The sequence below is a fragment of the Sulfurospirillum sp. HTRB-L1 genome, assembly GCF_059415125.1.
Genome location: NZ_JCAHZR010000004.1, coordinates 74,449 through 94,169, shown reverse-complemented (window position 1 = coordinate 94,169; position 19,721 = coordinate 74,449). Strand labels below are relative to the sequence as shown.

Below are 19,721 nucleotides of genomic sequence, written 5' to 3'. Positions count from 1 at the left end.
TAATGATGCACACAAAGAGTCTTTGTCCTATCTGCTTACGCAAACTTGATGCGACCATTCTTGGGGAGGGCATATCGTCTTACATGTACAAAGAGTGTCCCGAACACGGTGCTTTTAAAACGGTGGTGTGGCGAGGGCAAACGCCTATGCGTGAGTGGATTCGCACAAAGGAGCGAGCCACCATTAAAAACCCCATCACATCCGTAGCAAAAGGGTGTCCGTTTGATTGTGGTTTGTGTTCTGCGCACCGACAACACACCTGTACCGCCCTCATTGAGGTGACCTCTCGTTGTAACCTTAACTGTCGCTTTTGTTTTGCCGATGCGATGGATGCTCCAAGCAAAGACCCAAGCTTGGCACAGTTGCGTTTTCAGTTTGAGAGTATTTTAAAAGTCTCAGGCAAATGCAATATCCAACTCTCAGGCGGTGAGCCAACGGTGAGAGATGATTTGGCGGAGATTATTCGCATCGGGGTTGAGCTGGGCTTTCCTTTCATTCAAGTCAATACCAATGGTATTCGCATGGCAAAAGAGGAAGCCTATGTCAAAGCCTTAAAAGAAGCGGGACTGAGTTCTCTTTTTTTACAATTTGATGGCATTGATGATGCGATTTATAAAACATTACGAGGGCGCGCGCTTTTTGAGCTTAAAGTTAAAGCGATTGAAAATTGCCAAAAGTATGGCATTGGTGTTGTGCTCGTTCCCACCATCGTTCCTCGTGTGAACGTGAAAAGTATCGGTGAGATTGTCCGTTTTGGGATGCGTCACTCGCCTACGGTTCGAGGGGTGCATTTTCAGCCTGTGAGTTATTTTGGACGGATTCCGCAAGCACCTCAAGATTCTGAGCGCATCACCTTGCCAGAAGTGATGGAGCACATTTGCGAACAGATGAATGGCATGGTGGAGCTTCAGAGTATGCAACCTCCCGGGTGTGAAAATGCGCTTTGTTCGTTCAATGGCAATTACCTCATTGAAGAGGGGACATTAAAGCCTGTAAGCAAACGCTCATGCTGTTCAACCACTGTAGAAAATGCGCAAGAGGGGGCGGACAAAGCCAAAGCCTTTGTAGCACGCAATTGGTCGTACCAAAAACAGGTCAAAGAAGAAAAACTCTCCGATTGGGACAAAATCCTAAATGCTATTGCCAACAACACCTTTAGTCTTTCAGGCATGGCGTTTCAAGATGCGTGGAATGTCAATTTGGAGCGCATTCAAGATTGTTGTATTCATGTCTCCACGGTGGAGGGAAAACTCATTCCGTTTTGCATGTACAACATCACCAACATGGATGGGAAGTCTCTGTACCGAGAGGCAAAGAGGGCATGATGCACATCACACCACTTCAAAATTGGATACTTGAGCGTACGCACTTGAGCGCAAAAAGCCAAGAAGCTTTAAGAGCATATCAGCTTGAAAAACTCATGCACACCTTAGCGTATGCCAAAGACAAAAGCCGATTTTATAACGAGAAATTAAAAGAGACTGACCTTGATACCATCACCTCGTTGGGGGATTTTGAGCACATTCCTTTTACAACGCCTTTGGATATTAAACACAATGCCCATGACTTTTTGTGTGTTTCTGCCCATGAGGTAGAGCGCATCGTAACTCTCAACACTTCAGGCACCACAGGCGATGAAAAGCGCCTCTTTTTTACCCACGAAGACTTAGAAGAGACCATCGACTTTTTTCAATACGGCATGAATTGTGTGGTGGAAAAAGGTGACAAGGTTATGGTGTTACTCCCAGGCCCTAGCTATGGAAGCATTGGGGATTTGCTCAAAAAAGCACTTTTATGCTCAGGCATTGAGTGTGTGGTGCATGGTCTTTTGCAAGATATTGAAAAAACGGCGGCGTGCATTGAAGAACATAACATTACCTGTATTGTGGGCATTCCCATGCAAGTGCGCTACCTTAGTCTCATGAAACCTGAACTGTTTAACACACACATTCACAAAGTGCTTTTAAGTACTGACTATGTCCCAGATGCACTCGTCAAAACCCTCAGTCGCAACGGTACATGTAAGGTTTTTAACCACTACGGCATGACCGAGATGGGTTATGGCGGAGGCGTGGAGTGCGAGTGTTTGAATGGGTATCACCTACGAGAAAACCATCTCTATTTTGAAATTATCGACCCCGCAACTGGCAAACTTGTGAGAGATGGCGAGTACGGTGAGGTGGTTTTTACCACGCTGAATCGCCAAGCAATGCCTCTCATTCGCTACAAAACAGGCGATAGGGCACGATTTGTTACCCAGCCTTGTGAGTGCGGTACCTTTTTGCGCACCATGGAAAAAGTGCGTGGACGCATGGAAAACAAAGTGAACATTAAGGGGCATGAGGTGCATTTGAAAGATTTGGATGAAATCATCTTGAACTATGATGCAGTGATGGATTATAGTGCGCACTGTGACGAGGAAAAGGCCTTACATGTAAAGCTTGTTTTGCAAGAGAAGTGGGATGAAACGGGAACTGTAGCAAGGGTTTGCGAAGCATTATTAGAGCGTTTTGGTTTTGAAATAAAAGTAGCGTGGGAGCAAGACACCCATTCAGCGAAAAGTACAAATAGCATGATTAAACGAAAAATATACCATTTGGCAAAGGAAAAGAAAATATGAAAACGATGATTGAAATAATAGGGGATATGTTAAACCAAAAAAAAGCCCTCGTTGTTGCAACAATACTCAGTAAAAAAGGTTCTGCACCAAGAGGTGCTGGAACAAAAATGCTTATAGGAGAAGATGCTTCTATTGTAGGAACAATAGGAGGAGGGTTGCTTGAAGCCATGACAATACAGCTTGCTTCCGATATTTTTAAAAATAAAACATCTTTAACCAAAAAATTTAAACTTTCTCATAAAGACGCTTCTCTTGAGGGGATGGTGTGTGGGGGAAGTGTAGAGATTTTGTTTGAGTATATCGGGGTCGATATGCCAGAACAAGCAGAAATCTACCAGCAAGCCAAAGCGTTGCGAGAAGAGGGAAAAGATTTTGTGATGATTACCAAAATTCCAAAGGACAATACTCCCATTGGAGCAGAAGACAAATTCCTTTTTACGCCAACGCAGTGTTATGGAACACAAAATGAAGCACTCATGACCCTTGTAATGTCTCTGAGGGAAAATTTTAACCAAATCGGCTTTCAACTACTAAAACAGAGCCAACACTATGTGGTGGAGCCTTTTTACGGATTGGAGCATTTGTGTATTGTAGGCGCTGGGCATATTGCACAAAAAGTTTCTCTTTTTGCTAAAACACTGGGATTTCAAACAAGTGTATTGGATGATCGAGCAGATTTTTCCAATAAAGAGCGTTTCCCAAATGCAGATGAAATACGTGTGGTTCCCTCTTATACGGAGCTTTCTTTGGATCAAATAATCCACAACAATAGCTACATCGTTATTGTCACTAGAGGGCACTCTTTAGACAAAGAAGTGTTAGCCCAAGCCCTGAAAACAGATGCAAAATATATCGGAATGATAGGAAGCAAGGGAAAGAAAAACCATGTTTATTCTTTGCTTTTAAAGGAGGGATTTGCGCAAGGTGATTTGGATAGAGTCTCTTGTCCCATAGGTGTTCCTATCAATGCACAAACGCCTGAAGAGATTGCTATTAGTATTTTAGCCGAGCTTATTGAAGTAAAGAGAAGCTAGCATGAAAAGTACATTAGCAGCCCTCATTATTGCAGCTGGCTACTCTTCACGCATGAATGCTTTTAAACCGCTTTTGCCATTTGGAAAAACAAGTGCCCTAGAGCGACTGATTCAGACGTATCAAAAACAAGGTATTGAACATATCTATGTAGTGGTTGGGCATAAAAAAGATGAACTACTAACAGCACTCAAGGGATACAACATCCACATTATTTACAACGAAGAGTATGAGAAGGGGATGTTTAACTCTATCCAAAAAGGACTCAGCAATCTACAAAAAGGAATCGATGCTTTCTACATGCAACCCGTTGATATTCCCCTGATTAAGGGGCAAACGTTAGAGTGTTTGTATGAAGCGTATGCGCGTGAGGGCAAAGGCATTGTTTATCCTGCGTTTTTTGGACGCAAAGGGCATCCTCCTTTGATTAGCACAAAGTACAAAGAGCAAATTCTCTCAAGTCAAGGGGAGGGTGGGCTCAAAAACGTGCTTGAAGCCTTTGAGAATGATGCCTTACATGTAAGCGTTTGCGACAAATCTATTTTAATGGACATGGACACGCAAGAAGAGTATCAAAACCTTTTGGAGTATGAAGCGATGCATGCGCCAACAAAAGAGGAGTGTTTGGCGATTATGCTTCAACATAAAGTTTCAAATCGTGTCATTAAACATTGTGAAGCAGTCGAAAAAATAGCAAGCGAGCTTTGTGAGAGTGTTGCTTCTTTTGGGCTTTGTATTGATAAATACGCTTTAAGTGCAGCAGCACTACTGCATGATATAGCACGAGAAGAAAAAGACCACGCAAGGGTGGGTGCACAAAAATTACGTACGATGGGGTATGGGGTTATTGGTGCGATTATCGAAACACACATGGATATCGAAGTTGATGAAAACACCCCTTTAAATGCCAATGAACTCCTTTTTATTGCCGATAAAGTGGTGCAAGAAGAGAGTGTGTGTGGGCTTGAGAAACGTTTTGAGGGTGCTTTGAAGAAGTGCAAAGACGATACGCGAGCCCTTCACTTTATCCACAAACGCCTTGCATCGGCACGTTTGATTATTGGCAAAATTCAAACCCTTACATGTAAAGATTTTCCTTATGGTTGAAAACGTCTATTTGGTACGCCATGGGCACATTGATACAGGGGGTGAAAAGCGGTATATCGGACAAACCAACCTGCCTCTTGATGCGCTAGGTCTTGAGCAAGCACACCGTTTACAGGAGTATTTTAAGAGCATTTCCCTTGACGCTGTTTTTACCAGTCCATTGATGCGCTGTGTGCAAACCACGCAAATCATTACACCAGTCTATAAAGAGGTGGAAGCCTTGCGTGAGATAAACATGGGAGCGTGGGAAAATATGCCTATAGCAGAACTAAAATCTCGTGATGCCAAGGCGTTTGAAGCGCGCGGGCGCGACATCGAGCATTTTGTACCTCCTAGGGGAGAAAGCTTTGGGGCATTGTCCAAGCGGGTGCTAAAAGCCTTTAACACCATCGTTCAAACCAACCATGGTACGGTGCTCATTGTGGCGCACGCTGGGGTTAACCGTGTGATTTTACGCCAACTCCTTAGTATAGAGTTTGAGGATATATTTACGATAGAACAACCTTATGGTAGTCTTTGTATGCTAGAATCTGGCATTTTGGCACGCTAAGGGCGTGTTGCTCACCTCAACAAAAAGCTGCCACCCCTCCTTTTTGGCAACATTAAAAGCCCTTGAGTCTTTTGTATGGTACAATCAAACACTCAAATAAGGGTAGCGTGCAGTTGCATGCCACGGAAAAGGTGGGGATGAAAACATACAATTATCTTTACCATCATGGGCATGTGGATAGCATTATTAACTTCGCGTTATTTCAAGATGAACCCAATGTGCTTGTGCAAGTATTTTGCGGTCAGGAGGGCGACGTGTTTGCCTCAGTGATTGGGGCCATACTAGCGCGCCTTCCCCAAGCAGTTTGTTTGGGCACGACCACCGATGGCGAAATTTGCGAAGAGCATGTGAGCACCTTTCAAACGAGCATTTCCATCAGTGTGTTTAAACACACAACCCTTAAAACATGCTACTTCCAAGAAGAGGACGCCTTTGAAAGCGGGCGCGCGCTTGCCTCCACGCTCATCACCCCCGCGACAAAACTTTTGATTGTCTTTTCTGATGGGACTTCTACCAACGCGGAGGACCTTCTTGAGGGCATCGCTTCTTTTGACGCTTCGGTGCCAATTTGCGGCGGCATGGCGGGCGATAATGGAAAGTTCAAGCAAACGTTTATCGCCTCGCAAGGGACAATCTTAGACAAAGGTGTCGTAGGGGTGTCGCTCAATTCGGAAACCTTGCACGTGGTGAGGGATTATAAATTTGACTGGAAAGCCATCGGGGTAGAACATACCATCGAAGAAGTCAAGGGCAATCGGATTTACAAGATTGATGGCATGACGCCAGTGAAGTTTTATGAAAAATACCTCGGAAACCATGTCTCCCAAACCGAATTTCCCCTCATCGTTAAAAGAAATGGGGTCAAAATAGCTAGGGCGGTGGTTGCTAAGCACGAGGATGGAAGCCTAAGTTGCGGGGGCAACCTTGCCCAAGGGGATAAGGTTAGAATCGGTTTTGGTGATGCCAAGGCCTTGTTGCGTAACCCCATTCAGGCGATGAAAAAATTGCGTAACTTCCAAGCCGAAACCTTTTACCTTTACTCGTGCATGGCCAGAAGGCGTTACATGCCCGATTTGATTCGTTTGGAAGTGGAACCCTTTGCCAAGCTTGCTCCCACGGCGGGGTTTTTTACCTACGCGGAGTTTTTTCACAAAAAAGGGCACAACAAATTGCTCAACCAAACCCTCACCGTGGTGGCTCTAAGCGAATACGAACACAGCGACGCGAGCTGTTGCCCTAAGACGTTGCAAAAGAAAAAAAACGAAGCAGAGGCTTCTTACGCTAAAACCATCGAATCCTTAACAAACCTCATCCAACAAAGCGCACGGGATTATGACATCCAGTCTAAAAAACTAGAAGAACAGATGCACTACTCCAAAAACCTTTTGGCTTCCCACCGGCAGTTTTTGCGCTACACGGTGCATGAGATGAACACGCCGTTGAGTGTCATCATGACCAGTATTGAGCTGCACGAAATGCAGTTTAGCAAAAGTGTCTACCTAGAAAATATCGAAGTGGCAGCCAAAAGCATTTTTTCCTTGTACGATGATTTGAGCTACCTTGTCAAAAAAGACCAAGTGGTGTACATGAAACGACGCATCAATCTTGTCCAGTATGTGCAAAGCCGTGTGGATTTTTTTGAACAAGTGGCGAGTAAGGCACGGTCGCGGTTTTATGTCGAAATGGCAGAAGCACACCCGATGGTTTTTTTCAATGAAACAAAATTGCAACGCATCATCGATAACAACCTCACCAATGCCATCAAATACACCTTTGAAAACGAAGCGATTTTTGTGCGTGTAGGGCAGGCGGAGGGCAGGGCGTATTTTAGCATCGCCTCCCACTCGCGTAAAATCGAAAACCCCGAAAAAGTTTTTGAAGAGTATTACCGCGAAGAGGAGGTGCAAGATGGATTTGGACTGGGGCTGAACCTTGTGCGAAAAATCTGTCGAGAAGAAGGGGTGGAAATCACCTTACATTCTGACGAAAAAGCGACGACATTTTGCTACAGCTTTACACTGGACATGCCATGAAAATTTTGTTATTAGAAGACGACATCCTGCTAAACGGTGCTATTGCAACCTACCTCACCTCCATTGGCCATGCCATAACATCGATGCGCGATGGTAACGTGTGTTTGGAAGTTTTGGAAAAAGAAACCTTTGATTTGTTGATTTTTGACATCAATGTGCCCAATATTGACGGGTTAAGTATCCTCGAAACACTTCACGCCCAAAAGAAAAACACCCCGGTGATTTTTATCTCGACCCTCATTGACATCGAAGACATTTCCAAAGCCTTTGAGCTAGGGTGTTTTGATTACCTCAAAAAACCCTTTCACCTCAAAGAGTTAAACCTGAGAATCAACCGCATTTCTCAGGTCATCCAAACCCAACGAAAACACAAAAGGCTTTCGTGTTCTTACAGCTTTAATTGCGAAAACACGACCTTGTATTTTAACAACGAGCCTCAGATTCTCTCCAAAAGACAATCACGCATCATCGAATTTTTGGCGTACAACCGCGGGATTGTGTGCAGTTATGAAATGTTTATGGAACACGTGTGGAACGATGTAGACGTAGACATAGCGACCATTCGCGCGGAGATTAATCGGCTCAAAAGCAACCTCAAGGAAGACTTCATCATCAACATTCGAGGGGTGGGGTACATGGTCAAGATACCCCACCAGTAGGGCTAGTGGTTGAGAATATCTAGCGTCTTTTCGTAGACGGATAATTTAGACAGTTCGGTGTTTAGCTCTTCCGTGAGGCGCGACTGAGAGGCAAGTTCTGTTGCTATTCCTTGGCTTTTTTGCGACAAGTCGTCCATCTCATGGGAAAGGTGCGTGCTGCTGCTTGCCATGTGCAAAAGTCCCTCGCTCACTCCTTTCATAACCCCGCTGATATTTTCTACCGCTTGGACGACAGTGCTTACCGAAACATTGGTGTCTGAGAGGCTTTTTTGGGTGCGTTCGGCCAGTTTACGCACCTCATCGGCCACGACGGCAAAGCCGCGTCCATGCTCCCCTGCGCGCGCCGCTTCGATGGCGGCATTGAGGGCGAGGAGGTTGGTTTGGTCGGCAATATCGGCGATGATGCCAAGGACGGAACGAATATCTTCCACTCGTGAGGTGAGGTTTTGGGCTTCGTGAAGAAGGTCTTGGTTGCTCGCACTGCTTTTTTCCATGTCGGTAGAAAAGAGCGAAAACTGCTCTCGTACATGGCCTAGCTGCGCTTCGATTTGGGTGATAGATGTGACCGCATTGGAAAGGGCAGAACCGATGGTTTGGATGACAGGCATACTCTCTTTCATCTGGAAAAGCATGGATTTGTTGATGGAGCCAATCATCATTTGGCGGTTGATTTTTCGCAGTAAAAAGTAGCTTTTAAACCCCGCGTATTTTTGCACAAACTGGCTGACGTATTCGCCTTCAAAGGACGCGTCGTTGTCTAGTTTGTAAAAGAAAATGGCCGTGAGGGTTTGGTTGATGTTGACCCCCAAAAGTTCCCCAAAGGTGGAAAACCCAGCAATGGGGATTTCGTTAAAGGCAACAAGGTTGTTGAGGGCTTGGGCATTACACAAGCGCCTTAGGATACAGTCATTGAAGATGGCGCCAATGGGCGCGGGTTTGGTGCGGCTAAATTTGGCGTAGTCTTCGCTTGTGGTGCGCACAAAATCAGTTTTTTCAAGCAAAAAGAGCTCTTCTCCTGCCTCCACGTCGCAATAAAAATGCACCACCTTGTTTTGCGTGTCAATGGACGCCACAGAACGCACGTAGATTTCCCCGTCAATCTCGATACCAAAGGTAAAGTTGGCCAGTTTTGTCTCAAGTGCTTCTGGTGCGCACGAAAAGTGCTTGCTTAACGCGTCTACAACGTTTACATGTTCGTTAGTTTTGGTGTTAAGGATGCCCGAAACCGTGCGGGCTAAGGGATTGGCTTCTAGGATAGTAAAGCTTGTGGAGGTTTTTTTGAAGTTTTGGCTTTTAAAGATACCAAAGCGGTAAGGCGGCGCAAATTTGATGAAGGTAATGACCGCATGGTGGCGCAATACTTGGTGGTTGTTGTACAGGTGTGTGGCTTGAAAGTCGAGCTTGCCGCCCGCACTTCCACCCACGAGCAAACAGGGAAAATGCCCGCCTTGGTACACCGCTTCCATGAGAAAACTCTCACTCCCTGAAAGCCCGTCGATAAGGGTGTAGCCTAGGGTGTTTTCGTGGTTGAGTTTAAAAGGGATTTTAATGTTTTTTAGCTCTTTGGCGATGCTGGCGATGCGTTCACTCGCGCTGTTTGCCCCTACGTTACTGTGCAAAGGAATAGTGGCCACAAAAACATCTTCTATCATCGCTTCGCCAAAAAGCATGAGCGCGATGGCGGTACCTGCACCCGGGTCTTCTTGGGAGTACAGGGTGTTTGTAGGGGTCGTTCCATTAAAATTACACAATTCGCCTGCGGTGGAAGAGAGAACGAGCAGTGTTTCTTTCGGTAGCACATTTTTAAGCGCAGTTGCTACGCTTGAAAAATCAAGATTGGGAGGCACAAAACCAAGGATAAGTTTTGGTGTGAAAGAAAGACGTTGCAATGGCCCATTTTGGATTTCTTTTTCCCTTAAAAGAAGCGTGGTGATGGGGGTTTGAGATACTTTTTTACTTTCCGCCTGTGACGTCTTGCCCAAAAAACTAAACATAAAAGCCCTCCTTGTTTTGTACTGTAATGGCTTACTATAGTACAAAAATGTAGCATGATTATAGCACTCGAAAGTCTCAAGATGGTCACATGCAAAGGTGGTTAAACGCGCCATATTCCTTTTTTGGCACCCATGGTTTTATGCACTTTATGCGCAAAATAGCCATAAAGAAAACCTTTAAAACTTCCCACAACAAAAGAGAGTAGAATGGCACAAATACGTTTAATACGGCAGGATTGATGGTGAATACTAAGGCTTTTTTTTCTACGCTAAGCACACTGATGATTGCGTTGGTGGGCGTGGGTTTTTTTTACCTTGTTGACATGCCAATGCCTTGGCTTTTGGGCTCTATCGTCGCATTAGCGGTCGCAAGCCGCTTCTCTTCTCTTTCTCTATCGCCTCCAAAAATGCTCTCTTCTCCGGCTAGAGCGGTTCTTGGCTTGACCGTAGGAAGTGCATTTAACGCCGAGATTGTTACTTATTTTAGTAGTTTCTTGGGAAGCTTGATGCTGGTGTTTCCTTTTGTGGCACTTACCTCTTTGGCGGGCATTTGGTACTACAAAAAAGTGCTGCATTATGACATCTACACCGCTTATTTTAGCGCTATTCCTGGGGGGCTATTAGAGATGGTGAGCTTGGCGGAGAGCTTTAAAACAAGCCCCCATAAAATCGTCCTCAATCAATCGGCAAGGCTTTTGTTTATCGTCTTTACTATTCCGTTTATCATCGAACATTGGGCGCACATTTCCTTGGGGGCGAACCAAAAAATCACCCAACACTTAAGCCAAACTCCCTTGCTTGAACTTGGCTTAATGGCGGCGTGTGCCCTTGTGGGGTGGAAGGTTGCCTTGTGGCTAAAAATCCCGGGTGGAACGCTCATTGGGCCCATGATTGTGGGTATGTTTGCTTACAGTTTGGGCTTCTTACATGTAAGGCCGCCCACGGAAATCATTAACCTGATTCAACTCATTTTAGGGAGCATGGTGGGGTTTGTGTTTGTGGGGGTTTCGTTACGGGAAATTGGAAAGGTTTTGCTGCAAACCTTGGGGTATTTCTTCATCCTTTCTGCGGTGAGTGCCCTGTTTATTGCGCTGGTGTGGTGGAGTACGGATTTCCCTCCTCTTTCTATCTTGCTTGCGTTTTCCCCCGGAGGGCAAGCAGAGATGAACGTCATGGCCATCGTCGTGGGCGCTAACTTGCCCTATGTGGCACTCCACCATGTCATCAGGCTTTTTTTGGTGATGGGCTTGGCACCTGTGGTTATCCGTTGGATGCTAAGAAAAGAGGGTTAACGGGACTGTTGTTTTGCCAAGTTTAAAAACCGTTTTAAGCTGCGTTTTTCTTTGGTGCCGATGCGGTACGAGATGAGGGTGAGGTAGTCCAAGATGTCCGCTGCGCTGATGCCGCGTTCTTTGGCGTACTGGCTTAACATGTAGCGCGGGATGCGTACTTTTTGCCCTACAAAGCGCGTAGCAAGGCGGCGGTAAAACGCCGTGTCTTTGGTGACGCAAAGCCTAGCAAAGACAAAGGGAAGCCCAGTGCGCTCGTTCCACGTTTTTGCCAAGTCAACATAGGCACTTGGCTCTTGCAAATAGGCTTTTAACGCCCGATCTCCGATGAGTACTTCCCCCTTTACATGTAAGACATTTGCCAAGGCGTTTGAGCTTGCACTGGCGGGGTCGAGGGCACATTTTCCGCGCTTGACAAGGACACTTTTAACCTCTTTTTTGGCCACAATCCCCATGTCAAGGCGGCGGTACATGGGATGCATACTGGTGATGCTTGAAACCACAGCGGCGTCGATTTGACGGCGTTTTAGCCTGTGGTTGAGCGCGCTTGGGACGCCTTTTTTGTATTCTAACGTGTGTTTGAAAGCATTGGGGAGGGAACTGCCTTTTAAAAAAACATGAAAGGGAAGGAGGTTGATGTAGTCTATTTTGCCAAAAATCACGCGGTTCCTTTTTTAAAAGGGTCATTATAATCCCCTTGCCCTTTGCCAAGCCTTAGCCATTTTTTTGTACAATACCCCAACATTATGACAGAGGAAAACCCCATGCACTTTACTACCCCATTAAAAAGCAACAGTACCAAAATCATGCTCCTTGGCAGTGGCGAACTTGGCAAAGAAGTGGTCATCGAAGCCCAGCGCCTTGGCATCGAAACCATCGCCGTGGACGCGTACCCCGATGCCCCTGCGCACCTTGTGGCCAACCGTTCTTATGTGGTCAACATGAAAGACAAAGCCGCGCTTTTAGAAGTGATTCGCCGTGAAAAACCTGATTTTATCCTACCCGAAATCGAAGCATTGAGCATCGACGCACTCATCGAAGCGGAGAAGGAAGGGTTTTGTGTCATCCCTAATGCCAATGCGGTCAAACTCACCATGAACCGCAAGCATATCCGCGAATTTGCCACGAAAGAGTTGGGACTTAAAACCAGTGCGTACCGCTTTGTGAAAGATTACGAATCCTTAAAAGCTGCGGTTAAAGAAGTGGGCATTCCCTGCGTGGTCAAGCCTGTGATGAGCTCCTCGGGTCATGGCCAAAGTACCGTGCGCAACGTCACAGAAATCGCCAAAGCATGGGAGCACGCCAAAGAAGCGCGCGGGGATGCCAGTGAGCTTATCGTGGAAGCCTTTGTGCCCTTTGATTATGAAATCACCTTGCTGACCGTGCGTACCGAAACAGAGACGGTTTTTTGTGAACCCATCGGCCACATCCAAGAAGATGGGGATTATGTGCTCAGTTGGCAGCCTATGAAAATGCCCGCATCGGTGCTTGAAAAAGCCAAAGTCATGGCCAAAGCGGTGACCGATGGTTTGGGCGGGCGTGGGTTATTTGGGGTGGAATTTTTCATCAAAGGCGAAGAGGTGTACTTTAGTGAACTTAGTCCCCGTCCGCACGATACGGGCATGGTTACGCTCATCACCCAAAGCCAAAGCGAATTTGCCTTACATGTAAGGGCGGTGCTTGGGTTGCCACTGGATTTTACCTTTTACGGGCCAGGGGCGAGTGGGGCGTTTAAAAGTGCACAAGAAGCCAACGTGCCAGTGCTTGAGATTCCCTCTAGCGCGTTTAGTAAAAACTCCTTTGTGCGAGTTTTTGGCAAACCCGTGAGCCACGTAGGGCGCCGCATGGCAGTGGCCTTGGTGCTAGATGAGGTGGAAAGCGCCAAAAAACAAGCCCGCGCCATCATCCAAGAGATGCGCGGATAAACCAAGATTTCTTAGTTTTTTGCCAAGAGTTCTCTAGGGGCTCTTGGCGCACTCCTACACTCCTTATACCCCCTCAAAAAATTTTTCAATAGGAACGCCAAGGGCTTTAGAGATTTTATAGAGTTGTTCGATGTTGAAATGTTTGTTTTCGATGAGCGATTCTGCTTTGGCGATGGAGGAGACGGATTTGTAGCCTACGGCAAGGGCCAAATCTAGCTGAGAAACCCCCTTTTGTTTGCGTATTTTTCTCACATTTTTACCGATAATCTTATAGAGTGTGGTGATGTGATGAGCGTTAAAGTCGAGTGACGTAAGGTTGCACAAAATTTTCACCATAGTGTTATTTTTCTGTAAGTTTAAACGGAATACAATGCTTTCACAATTCACTATAGTGAAAATAAAGGAAAGTTGTGTCCTACGCCAAAGATGCGCCCTTGGAAAACATACCAGATGAGCAGGTTGAGCACATTATTCATCAGTTGACACGCTTTAGGGAAGAGGTTCCGCTAGAGCCCTTGGGTGAGATGCACACGTGCGCGTATATTTACGGTGCTATTACCGCGCTTGCGCGTTTTTGTGGGCACGGGCGTTACGAAACCTTTGTGTTGGCGTGTCGGTATTTCGTAGAGAGTTTGAAAGTGCCCATCGAAGAAGTTGGGGAATGTGTTATCCGCGTGCAACTTACACCACAAGAAACGGCGCAACAATGGAAAAAAGAAGGTGCCCATGCCTTTGAAGCATGGTGCATCGCGACGTCTTGCATCTAAACTAACCAAAAGTATACAAGTCAGCCTTGGGGAAATTAGTCGAAAAAATCACCGTGAACGGATTGGTTTTTAAGCTTTTTCATTGCGCCTGAAACAATCTCATCATACCGCTCTTCATCAATGCGAAGCTCTGCCATGGTAACCTCTTGTTCGACGCCATTGGCGAGGTCGTTAAGGACACTACACTCTTTTTTTGTTAGTCTTTTTTTGAGTAAAAAAGCCAACTCCGTTTCACTCTTACTAAACGTGCGTTTGTTGCCTAAAGCCATCTGAATGATGTCAACTGCTTTGAGCTCGCTATGTCTCATGAATTTCCTTGGGGTAATATGGCGAAATTGTAGCATAGAAAAGGGTGAGTTGTGGACGGAATTATTCTTGCACTGTAAGCGTGAAAACACAGGAGAAGAGGATGGATGAAAAAGAGCTGAAAAAAGAATACGCCAAGCTTAAACGCGTGGCAGTAGAACTTGCAGGAGAGGTGCATGACATCGTCGAAGACACGCTGTGGGTCAAGTACGGGGAGCTTCCAGGGTTAAGTGCTAAGATTGTCGAAGCCATTACCGAAGCGGAAGCCTTTAGGGTGCGTCATGGGCTGTAAGTAAGTTATAATACGCCAAAAAGGCGAAACCATGGAGTCGTACGAAACACTGCTAAAAAAAGCGCACGAGGCCAAGGAAAACGCCTATGCGCCCTATTCGGGCTATAAGGTCGGTGCGGCGGTGTTGTTGCGCGATGGGGCGGTAGTGTTGGGATGCAATGTGGAAAACACTGCCCAAAGCGCGACCATCTGCGCCGAACGGGCCGCGTTGTTTACCGCCACTTCTTTGGGCTACAAGCCCACAGACGTGGTGGCTATCGCCATCGCTTCTACGGGAAAAAACTTCTCCCCTTGCGGGCCATGCCGTCAGGTTATTAGTGAGTTTGGTGCAGACATAGAGGTGATTTTTGAATGGGACGGGGCCGTGGTGGTGACCCCGTTAAAGACACTGTTGCCTTACGCGTTTAAGCTTCAACGCTAAAAAAGCTTACATGCAAAGAGGCCCGAAGGCCTCTTTGAGGTTGAGCTAGAAAGTGTATTTAAAGCTAAGGGTGGCGTTACGTGGCGCACCGTAAACCATCGCATCATAACCAATTCCTTCATAATATTTTTTATCAAAAATATTATTGACATTGAGTTGTAGTTTCATGTTTTTGCTAAATGCATAAGTAGCCATGAGGTCGACTAGTACGTAGGCATCTTGAACAATTTTTTCCACACCGCTTCCTGTGTAGATTTTGCTTCTATAGTTCATACCGCCACCAAAGCTAAACTTGTTGATAGTGTATTTGGTAAAAATGTTTGCCATTGTGCGAGAAGAGGTGGTTTTAACCTTGTCTCCATTGGCGTCTTTGGCTTCAAAGTTGGCAAATGCAAAGCCTATGTTCCAGTTGTCCGCAATTTCACCATTAATATCGAGTTCGATCCCTTTACTCGTGACACCTTTTACCGCGCGATAAGCTTGCTCTGCCGTGCCCGCAACATACACACCATCAATTTTTTCTGCCACATTGTCTTGTTCAATTCTAAAAAAAGATAAGGAAGCGTTGAGACGGTTGTCAAAATATTCTCCCTTGATACCCATTTCATAATTTTTACCAATTGTGGGGTCAAGATAGTCCCCAGTGACATCCCTTCTGCTTTGAGGTTTGAAAATATTAGTGTAGCTCGCATAAACCGAATAATTTTTATTTAAATCATAAATAAGCCCAGCATAAGGAGTAAGCTCATTGGTAAATTCTCTATTCCCTTCCCCATTTTCAGCGCGATATTTCCAGTCTGAAATCCTTGTTCCGCCTATAAACTTCAAATCCTTTGAAAGGGAAAATTTGCCCGCTAAGTATATTCCTGTTTGGGTTGTTTTGCCAAGGGTATCAGAAAAACTCGTCTGTAATTCAGGATTAACAACATCTACATGGTATAGGTTAATAGTAGGATTCAATAAGCTAGACCCGTTCCACTGCCAATTGTATTTATAACGCTTGGTATCAACTTCACCTTGCATGATACCAACTATAACTCCTTGCTTTAAATTGGCTAATTCGAATGGGGCAGAAAAATATATATCCAAATTTTGTTCGTGGTATAGTGTGTCATCAACATACGCTCCTGCACCGCCTATACCAGTCCCCGTATTTTTATCCACGGTTCCCACATAAAATAATGAAGATGAGTTGCTTGAAAGTCTCCTAAATGAATAAGCAAGATTTAAAGAGATGTCGTCGTATAGGTACTGTTTGAAATCTACAAAAAAACTTTTTGTTTCGCTGTTCCAGTATGTCCAATCTTCACTCACGGTTTTAGACCTACTGAAATTTGTCCTTGTTCCATCACTGTAAAAAGCAGGCAAACCACCAAACCTAATTCCATCTCTATCAAGTTTTTGATACGCCCCCGCTAAAGAAAGAAAGGTAGTATCTGTCAAATCCATGTCAACGACACCATAAAGAATATTGTGAGTTTTTTCATAGTCATCCATGAAAGATTTTTTATCTTCATGTTTTGCTACCACTCTTCCCCGAATAGCACCTTCGCTGTTTAGTGGCGACGAAACATCGGCCAAGTAACTGTAGGCATCCCAAGAGCCTGCAGCTACGCCTAGTGCTCCTTTGACTTCTCTAGAATTAGCATGTTTTCTTATAAAGTTTAATCCCACAGCAGGGTTTCCAGCCCCCGTCATTAACCCATTGGCGCCTTTGACAACTTCCACACGGTCATAGATAGACAAATCAGTGTTGTTTGCACCCGCATCCACACTATCATATGTTGGCATGCCATCAAGTAGGTAATAATCTACATCAAAACCTCTTGCAGTAGGGAAGAGCCTCTCATCATACCTGTTGACACTTATTCCAGCAATATGGTTTAGCATATCGTGTTGAGAAGTGATACCCATGTCCTCTAGCTTTTGACTGGTTAGTACTGTGACAGATTGTGGTGTTTCGTGAAGTGAGAGACTGAGTTTTGTTGCCGTATTTGCACTTTTTGTTGTATACGAATTTGTTGTTTCTGTGGGCACGCTTGTTGCTCTCCCGGAGATGGAAATCGCATCTAGCGCCACGCTCTCTTTTGCTTTGATGATGATGGTGCCGTCTTTAACGGTAGCTTCAAGTCCTGTGTTTTCAAGCAGAAGCTCTAATGCTTTTTCAACACCCTCGATATTTTCAATATTGTTGATGTTGCGAGACTCAAAGAGTGTCTCATCGCCGATGTAGAGCAGGTTGGATTGTTGGGAGATGATCTCCAATGCCTCTTTGAGGGTTTTGTTGTGGATGGTGTAACTTTCTTGTGCCCACGCGTTTATGCTTAAAAGCAACACCAAGCTTGAAGCGACTAACGCTGTTTTGCCAAACTTCATTCCATTTCCTTTTTGTTGTGATTCTGAGAATTGTTATCTCTATTAAATGAAACGAATAGGCAGGGAAAAATCCGACATGGATTTTTATTTTTTGACGATTTTTATCTCATCCCCTTCTTTGATGGCTTTGATGGGATGGAGAAGTTCTAACGAAGAAAGGAACGATTCAAAGCGCAGAGTGGAAAACTTTCCTGAGACTTTGAGTCTTGCTAGGGCGTCGGTTTCAAACACTATCTTGGTTTTGGTGTATCTTTCAAACATGGCGCTAGCGTCTTTGAGTGATGTTTTGTTGAAAAAAATCATATCTTCCCGCCAAGGCGCTATTTCGGCGCTCTCTAATGTGCGGCGGTTTAAAACTTTTCCGGTGGTGTCTAGGGTCAAGGAATCGAGTTTTTTAAGTTCACTCAGCAGGTATGGTTTGTTTTGATGCCGATAGCTAACTTTGACATGCCCTTCTAAGACGTTAATGGTCGTGTTGTCGTTGAAACGAAGCACTTCAAAGGTTGTGCCCAAAACTTCCACGAGCACCTCTTTTGAGGTGAGTGAAAAAGGCTTTTGCGGGTCTGTTGTTGCAAAAAAGAGGGCATTGCCCTCCAAAAGTTCAATGACCCGCTTGGTATCGTAGTAGCGAACGCGAACGTGCGATTTTTGATCAAGGTCAAGGGTGGAATGATCAGGCAAGGTGATGCCAAGCATCTTTGCCTCGGCGCTGACGTAGGTGTGATCAAAAGTGGGGATGAAGTACCGTTTTACCCCAAAGGTACCACAGGCAAGGATGAACAATAGCACAACCGAAGCGGCGAGGTAGCGTGAGGTCAAAAAGCGGTTCGCCGGCTTTGGTTTTGGCGCGTGTTTTTCTCTCAACCCTTTTATAAAGGCTTCATCGAGGGTTAAACATTCGCGCAACAGTCCTTTGTTTTCCTCGTAAACTTCCTTGTGGTCTGGGTGTTGAAGCCACGCATCCCGTTCTGCTTGTTGGGCTTGGCTCAACCCTTCGTTTTCTTTGATAATCCATGCATTGGCGTCTTGGCTAGGGGTATTTTTTGCGTTCATACGTTCTCTTTTTGGATAGCTTCTTTGATTTTTTCGATAGCACGCGTGATGTTTTTTTCCACAGCACCCACGCTAATGCCCATGATTTCTGCGATTTCTTTTCGACTCAACCCCTCGTAAAAATGCAACACAAATGCTTTTTGCATTTGCGTGGGAAGGTCTTCGATGCACCGCTTGAAGGCATCTTGCCTCATTTCACGGTGCAGTATGGCCTCGGGCAGTTCGCTCTCGCAAACCGTATATTCTTCTTTTTCATCAAAAGGTGTTTGGGGTGTGCGCTTGTCGCGTCTTACTTTGTCGATGACCAGATTGCGCGCTATTTTATAGAGGTACGCTTTTTGAAGAGTGATGTTGGACTTGTTGACAATCTCAATCGCTTTGACGTAGGTATCTTGTGTCAAATCTTTGGCGGCATCTTTGTCTCGGGTGAGTTTTTGGAGGTAATAAGCTATTTCATCGTAATACTTGAGCACGCGCTGGCTACCTTAGTTTGATTATGATAACGAATATTATTTGATAAATGCTTTGAAAGCAGTTAAGAGAAATAACTTTGGTACGCCAGCTTTATGAGGGTAGCACCGACCATGAGCAAGAAAAACGCGCGGATAAATTTCACCTCTTTTTTGATGACCATATTAGACCCGATGTTTGCACCGATGAGTTGTCCAAGGCCCATCAACAAACCCACCAAAAACAGCACGTGCCCACTCCATAAAAAGACCCCGAGTGAGACGATGTTGCTGGTAAAGTTCATGACCTTGGTTTGGGCGGTGGCTTTTTTGAGGTTGAGTCCCGCTAGGCTCACAAGGGCGATAGTCCAAAACGTTCCCGTTCCGGGTCCAAAAAAGCCATCGTAAAACCCGATGCCAACGCCAAAGACCAAGAAAAACAAATGGTTCCCCATGAGCGCACGGCGGTCGTTTTCGCCCATTTTGGGTGAAAAGAGCGTGTAGAGAAAGATGGCAAGGAGCATGATGGGGATGATGTTGGCCAAGATATCAGGATTGATGAGCAAGATGGCATAAGTGCCCAAAACCGCGCCCACAAAGGTGTAGCCCACGCCTAACCACACGTCGCGCCACGCGATGAAGCCTTTGCGAATGAAGTTAAACGAAGCCATGCCACTACCAAAGGTGCCTTGGAGTTTGTTGGTCGCAAGGGCCATGTGAGGCGGGATACCCGCGGCTAAAAGTACGGGGATGGTGATAATCCCGCCGCCTCCCGCGATAGCATCAATAAACCCTGCCACAACACCCACCGCCAAAAAAATGGCGTAAACGTAAAGTTCAAATTCCAT

Annotated in this window: 20 protein-coding genes; 12 read left to right on the top strand and 8 right to left on the bottom strand. The window is 45.5% G+C overall.

Annotation, left to right across the window (positions count from 1 at the left end; translation table 11 throughout):
• The first annotated feature begins 5 nt into the window (after positions 1 to 5).
• The 7 genes from trsS (at position 6) to AC5SLM_RS08175 (ending at position 8,001) form a co-directional block, all read left to right on the top strand.
• Complete coding sequence (gene trsS / locus AC5SLM_RS08205; RefSeq protein ID WP_495250463.1) at positions 6 to 1,325, top strand: radical SAM (seleno)protein TrsS; 1,320 nt, start codon at positions 6 to 8, stop codon at positions 1,323 to 1,325.
• Positions 1,325 to 2,620, top strand: a complete 1,296-nt coding sequence (locus AC5SLM_RS08200) for a DVU_1553 family AMP-dependent CoA ligase (RefSeq protein ID WP_495250462.1) — start codon at positions 1,325 to 1,327, stop codon at positions 2,618 to 2,620. Before trsS ends, AC5SLM_RS08200 begins: the two co-directional genes overlap by 1 nt.
• The gene (locus AC5SLM_RS08195; protein ID WP_495250461.1) at positions 2,617 to 3,654 is read left to right on the top strand and encodes an XdhC family aldehyde oxidoreductase maturation factor; all 1,038 of its coding nucleotides are present in this window, start codon (positions 2,617 to 2,619) and stop codon (positions 3,652 to 3,654) included. The genes AC5SLM_RS08200 and AC5SLM_RS08195 overlap by 4 nt, the downstream gene beginning before the upstream one ends.
• A gap of 1 nt (position 3,655) precedes the next feature.
• Complete coding sequence (locus AC5SLM_RS08190) at positions 3,656 to 4,759, top strand: DVU_1551 family NTP transferase (protein WP_495250460.1); 1,104 nt, start codon at positions 3,656 to 3,658, stop codon at positions 4,757 to 4,759.
• Positions 4,752 to 5,309, top strand: a complete 558-nt coding sequence (locus AC5SLM_RS08185) for a histidine phosphatase family protein (RefSeq protein ID WP_495250459.1) — start codon at positions 4,752 to 4,754, stop codon at positions 5,307 to 5,309. Before AC5SLM_RS08190 ends, AC5SLM_RS08185 begins: the two co-directional genes overlap by 8 nt.
• Positions 5,310 to 5,446: 137 nt before the next feature.
• On the top strand, positions 5,447 to 7,342 hold the full coding sequence (locus AC5SLM_RS08180) for an FIST N-terminal domain-containing protein (RefSeq protein WP_495250458.1): 1,896 nt from the start codon (positions 5,447 to 5,449) through the stop codon (positions 7,340 to 7,342).
• Positions 7,339 to 8,001 carry a response regulator transcription factor gene (locus AC5SLM_RS08175; protein WP_495250457.1) on the top strand — a complete coding sequence of 221 codons (663 nt, stop codon included), beginning with the start codon at positions 7,339 to 7,341 and terminating at the stop codon, positions 7,999 to 8,001. The genes AC5SLM_RS08180 and AC5SLM_RS08175 overlap by 4 nt, the downstream gene beginning before the upstream one ends.
• Before the next feature lie 2 nt (positions 8,002 to 8,003).
• Here AC5SLM_RS08175 and AC5SLM_RS08170 read toward each other — a convergent pair whose 3' ends face one another.
• Entirely contained in the window at positions 8,004 to 9,995 is a 1,992-nt protein-coding gene (locus tag AC5SLM_RS08170) for a methyl-accepting chemotaxis protein (RefSeq protein WP_495250456.1), read from the bottom strand.
• Between the two features lie 242 nt (positions 9,996 to 10,237).
• Here AC5SLM_RS08170 and AC5SLM_RS08165 point away from each other — a divergent pair, with 242 nt between their 5' ends.
• Complete coding sequence (locus AC5SLM_RS08165) at positions 10,238 to 11,287, top strand: AbrB family transcriptional regulator (protein ID WP_495250455.1); 1,050 nt, start codon at positions 10,238 to 10,240, stop codon at positions 11,285 to 11,287.
• Here the strand turns inward: AC5SLM_RS08165 and AC5SLM_RS08160 are convergent.
• On the bottom strand, positions 11,284 to 11,946 hold the full coding sequence (locus AC5SLM_RS08160) for an MqnA/MqnD/SBP family protein (protein ID WP_495250454.1): 663 nt from the start codon (positions 11,944 to 11,946) through the stop codon (positions 11,284 to 11,286). The two genes, AC5SLM_RS08165 and AC5SLM_RS08160, sit on opposite strands and share 4 nt — an antisense overlap.
• A gap of 102 nt (positions 11,947 to 12,048) precedes the next feature.
• Here AC5SLM_RS08160 and purT point away from each other — a divergent pair, with 102 nt between their 5' ends.
• The gene (gene purT, locus AC5SLM_RS08155) at positions 12,049 to 13,209 is read left to right on the top strand and encodes a formate-dependent phosphoribosylglycinamide formyltransferase (protein WP_495250453.1); all 1,161 of its coding nucleotides are present in this window, start codon (positions 12,049 to 12,051) and stop codon (positions 13,207 to 13,209) included.
• Between the two features lie 63 nt (positions 13,210 to 13,272).
• Here the strand turns inward: purT and AC5SLM_RS08150 are convergent, their stop codons facing one another.
• Entirely contained in the window at positions 13,273 to 13,533 is a 261-nt protein-coding gene (locus tag AC5SLM_RS08150; protein ID WP_495250452.1) for a helix-turn-helix domain-containing protein, read from the bottom strand.
• A gap of 86 nt (positions 13,534 to 13,619) precedes the next feature.
• Between AC5SLM_RS08150 and AC5SLM_RS08145 the strand changes: the two genes are divergently transcribed.
• Entirely contained in the window at positions 13,620 to 13,976 is a 357-nt protein-coding gene (locus AC5SLM_RS08145) for a hypothetical protein (protein ID WP_495250451.1), read from the top strand.
• A 35-nt stretch (positions 13,977 to 14,011) separates the two neighbouring features.
• On the opposite strand, the gene AC5SLM_RS08140 is transcribed toward AC5SLM_RS08145, so the two are convergent.
• Positions 14,012 to 14,284: a hypothetical protein gene (locus tag AC5SLM_RS08140; protein ID WP_495250450.1), complete on the bottom strand. Its 273-nt coding sequence runs from the start codon at positions 14,282 to 14,284 to the stop codon at positions 14,012 to 14,014.
• 101 nt (positions 14,285 to 14,385) lie between these two features.
• Between AC5SLM_RS08140 and AC5SLM_RS08135 the strand changes: the two genes are divergently transcribed.
• Together AC5SLM_RS08135 and AC5SLM_RS08130 are read left to right on the top strand one after the other, a co-directional pair.
• Entirely contained in the window at positions 14,386 to 14,574 is a 189-nt protein-coding gene (locus AC5SLM_RS08135) for a CCE_0567 family metalloprotein (protein WP_495250449.1), read from the top strand.
• A 31-nt stretch (positions 14,575 to 14,605) separates the two neighbouring features.
• Entirely contained in the window at positions 14,606 to 14,995 is a 390-nt protein-coding gene (locus AC5SLM_RS08130; protein WP_495250448.1) for a cytidine deaminase, read from the top strand.
• A gap of 45 nt (positions 14,996 to 15,040) precedes the next feature.
• On the opposite strand, the gene AC5SLM_RS08125 is transcribed toward AC5SLM_RS08130, so the two are convergent.
• From AC5SLM_RS08125 to AC5SLM_RS08110, 4 genes are all read right to left on the bottom strand, one after another.
• Positions 15,041 to 17,371 (bottom strand): TonB-dependent siderophore receptor, encoded by a 2,331-nt coding sequence (locus AC5SLM_RS08125; RefSeq protein ID WP_495250447.1) that lies wholly within the window; start codon positions 17,369 to 17,371, stop codon positions 15,041 to 15,043.
• A gap of 84 nt (positions 17,372 to 17,455) precedes the next feature.
• Entirely contained in the window at positions 17,456 to 18,424 is a 969-nt protein-coding gene (locus tag AC5SLM_RS08120) for a FecR family protein (protein ID WP_495250446.1), read from the bottom strand.
• Positions 18,421 to 18,897, bottom strand: a complete 477-nt coding sequence (locus AC5SLM_RS08115; RefSeq protein ID WP_495250445.1) for an RNA polymerase sigma factor — start codon at positions 18,895 to 18,897, stop codon at positions 18,421 to 18,423. Before AC5SLM_RS08115 ends, AC5SLM_RS08120 begins: the two co-directional genes overlap by 4 nt.
• A gap of 62 nt (positions 18,898 to 18,959) precedes the next feature.
• Positions 18,960 to 19,721 carry a TSUP family transporter gene (locus AC5SLM_RS08110; protein WP_495250444.1) on the bottom strand — a complete coding sequence of 254 codons (762 nt, stop codon included), beginning with the start codon at positions 19,719 to 19,721 and terminating at the stop codon, positions 18,960 to 18,962.

Coding starts and splice junctions, on each gene's coding strand:
- AC5SLM_RS08120 (WP_495250446.1), bottom strand. CDS start 18,424: ATGAACGCAAAAAATACCCCTAGCCAAGACGCCAATGCATGGATTATC.
- AC5SLM_RS08180 (WP_495250458.1), top strand. CDS start 5,447: ATGAAAACATACAATTATCTTTACCATCATGGGCATGTGGATAGCATT.
- AC5SLM_RS08195 (WP_495250461.1), top strand. CDS start 2,617: ATGAAAACGATGATTGAAATAATAGGGGATATGTTAAACCAAAAAAAA.
- trsS (WP_495250463.1), top strand. CDS start 6: ATGCACACAAAGAGTCTTTGTCCTATCTGCTTACGCAAACTTGATGCG.
- AC5SLM_RS08130 (WP_495250448.1), top strand. CDS start 14,606: ATGGAGTCGTACGAAACACTGCTAAAAAAAGCGCACGAGGCCAAGGAA.
- AC5SLM_RS08170 (WP_495250456.1), bottom strand. CDS start 9,995: ATGTTTAGTTTTTTGGGCAAGACGTCACAGGCGGAAAGTAAAAAAGTA.
- AC5SLM_RS08140 (WP_495250450.1), bottom strand. CDS start 14,284: ATGAGACATAGCGAGCTCAAAGCAGTTGACATCATTCAGATGGCTTTA.
- AC5SLM_RS08135 (WP_495250449.1), top strand. CDS start 14,386: ATGGATGAAAAAGAGCTGAAAAAAGAATACGCCAAGCTTAAACGCGTG.
- purT (WP_495250453.1), top strand. CDS start 12,049: ATGCACTTTACTACCCCATTAAAAAGCAACAGTACCAAAATCATGCTC.
- AC5SLM_RS08185 (WP_495250459.1), top strand. CDS start 4,752: ATGGTTGAAAACGTCTATTTGGTACGCCATGGGCACATTGATACAGGG.
- AC5SLM_RS08125 (WP_495250447.1), bottom strand. CDS start 17,371: ATGAAGTTTGGCAAAACAGCGTTAGTCGCTTCAAGCTTGGTGTTGCTT.
- AC5SLM_RS08200 (WP_495250462.1), top strand. CDS start 1,325: ATGCACATCACACCACTTCAAAATTGGATACTTGAGCGTACGCACTTG.
- AC5SLM_RS08175 (WP_495250457.1), top strand. CDS start 7,339: ATGAAAATTTTGTTATTAGAAGACGACATCCTGCTAAACGGTGCTATT.
- AC5SLM_RS08110 (WP_495250444.1), bottom strand. CDS start 19,721: ATGGAATTTGAACTTTACGTTTACGCCATTTTTTTGGCGGTGGGTGTT.
- AC5SLM_RS08190 (WP_495250460.1), top strand. CDS start 3,656: ATGAAAAGTACATTAGCAGCCCTCATTATTGCAGCTGGCTACTCTTCA.